We start from the raw sequence: 1,499 nt of genomic DNA, 5'->3' as shown, positions 1-1,499 counted from the left end.
CCATAATACTGACTGATTCGTTCTGACTGAGAATAACAGCTCCGTCCCTGGCTTCATTCGCCAAATTCGGGCTAATCAAGTGCTTCTCTACAAGAACTTTCTTCTCCAAATCGCTGAGCTGATCCAGTTGAATGAATTGAAAGTGGCTGATCATATCCAGCTCTTCATTGCTCATCAACTGCTCCACTTGATTCAATACTTCCTTGGACTGCGAATTCGTAGACAACATCGGAAACGGGTGCGTGCTCAGATTACGCGCAATGCGAATCCGACTACTGATGACCACATCCTGCTCCGGTCCGCTGCTATTCATCCACTCACTAAGTGCTTGCTCCATATATTTTCGGGAAGACATGAACGATCACCTCTTTTTTTATCAGCCATGCGTACCGTTTAATTTTTGTTCGAGATCGCGAATTTGGTCCCGAAGCGTAGCTGCGTATTCAAATTCTTGCCGTTGAATTCGGGCTTGAAGTTCCTGCTTCAACTGCTCGATTTCTCGTTTCTGCTGAATAAGTCCTCCAGATCGCTTAGGCACTTTGCCTACATGAACCACGTTGCCGTGGACTCTCTTGAATAAAGGATCGAGCTTTTCGGAGAAATGCTTGTAGCACGAGTGACAGCCAAAGCGACCTAACTTGCTGAATTGTCCATATGTCAGACCACATTGATCGCAGCGTAGCGTTGATACAGGTTTGTGGCCGAAGGAAGCCCCAGGGGTAGGATCGAAATCCAATAAGCCTGATAACAGATTGTGAATGGAGAAGCCGTTTGGCGTCCCTGGAATCATTTCGCCCTTCTCCTTGGCGCACGATTCACAGATATGAAACTCCGTCTTCTCCCCATTCACGATCTTCGTGAAATGAAGCGTAGCCGGTTTCTTGTTGCACTCCTGGCAAATCATCGACATCCTCCTCCTGGACCCTTTATTTGCTGAGCAAGGCAATTAGCATAGCTTTGAGCAATCTCGCCCTGATCTCGTCGCGAAGCGGTAGCTTGAACGTTAATACGTCCCGTGAAATGGCTGCCTTCAAGATATTCGCCTCTCGGCAGGTGATGAGGTCCCCATCTTCCAATTGATAAATGAGTCCTTCCGCCCCGGCTTGATCGATTTGAGCGCTGATGGTCCGGAATATGTGGACATGAATCGCTTCCTTAAGGGGGAGATTAACCTTCTGTATGCGAATGTACCCTCCGCCACCACGCTTGCTCTCGACGACGTAGCCTTTCTCCACTGTAAACCGTGTACTGATCACGTAATTAATCTGGGAAGGTACACATTCGAATCGGTCGGCCAGATCGCTCCGCTGAATCTCTATCACATTATCCGGACTTTGCTGCAGCGTATGCTTCAGATATTGTTCAATAATGTCTGAGACATTGCGCATTCATGGACCTCCCTTCCCGATTGATTGACTTTGACTATCTTTGACTATATCTCCATTATAAATAATTTTCTGATTTTTGCAAGTGGGTTTCATCTCGCTATTTCCCTGCAT

At 47.1% G+C, this 1,499-nt stretch carries 2 protein-coding genes and 1 pseudogene; all 3 read right to left on the bottom strand.

All coding sequences use genetic code 11. The features are described 5' to 3' along the window. Positions 1-355, bottom strand: a pseudogene (locus AC1DWB_RS35005) (ATP--guanido phosphotransferase); the annotation flags it as partial. 21 nt (positions 356-376) lie between these two features. Continuing rightward, the gene (locus AC1DWB_RS35000) at positions 377-904 is read right to left on the bottom strand and encodes a hypothetical protein (protein ID WP_477545674.1); all 528 of its coding nucleotides are present in this window, start codon (positions 902-904) and stop codon (positions 377-379) included. 22 nt (positions 905-926) lie between these two features. Continuing rightward, positions 927-1,388, bottom strand: a complete 462-nt coding sequence (locus AC1DWB_RS34995; protein ID WP_477545673.1) for a CtsR family transcriptional regulator — start codon at positions 1,386-1,388, stop codon at positions 927-929. Positions 1,389-1,499 lie beyond the last annotated feature (111 nt).

The organism is Paenibacillus sp. P4_E11 (genome assembly GCF_056401635.1).
This window is presented reverse-complemented; position numbering and strand designations above follow the sequence as displayed.

Excerpts from the sequence above, each read along its gene's own strand:
- AC1DWB_RS35000 (WP_477545674.1), bottom strand. The coding sequence starts at position 904 with ATGATTTGCCAGGAGTGCAACAAGAAACCGGCTACGCTTCATTTCACG.
- AC1DWB_RS34995 (WP_477545673.1), bottom strand. The coding sequence starts at position 1,388 with ATGCGCAATGTCTCAGACATTATTGAACAATATCTGAAGCATACGCTG.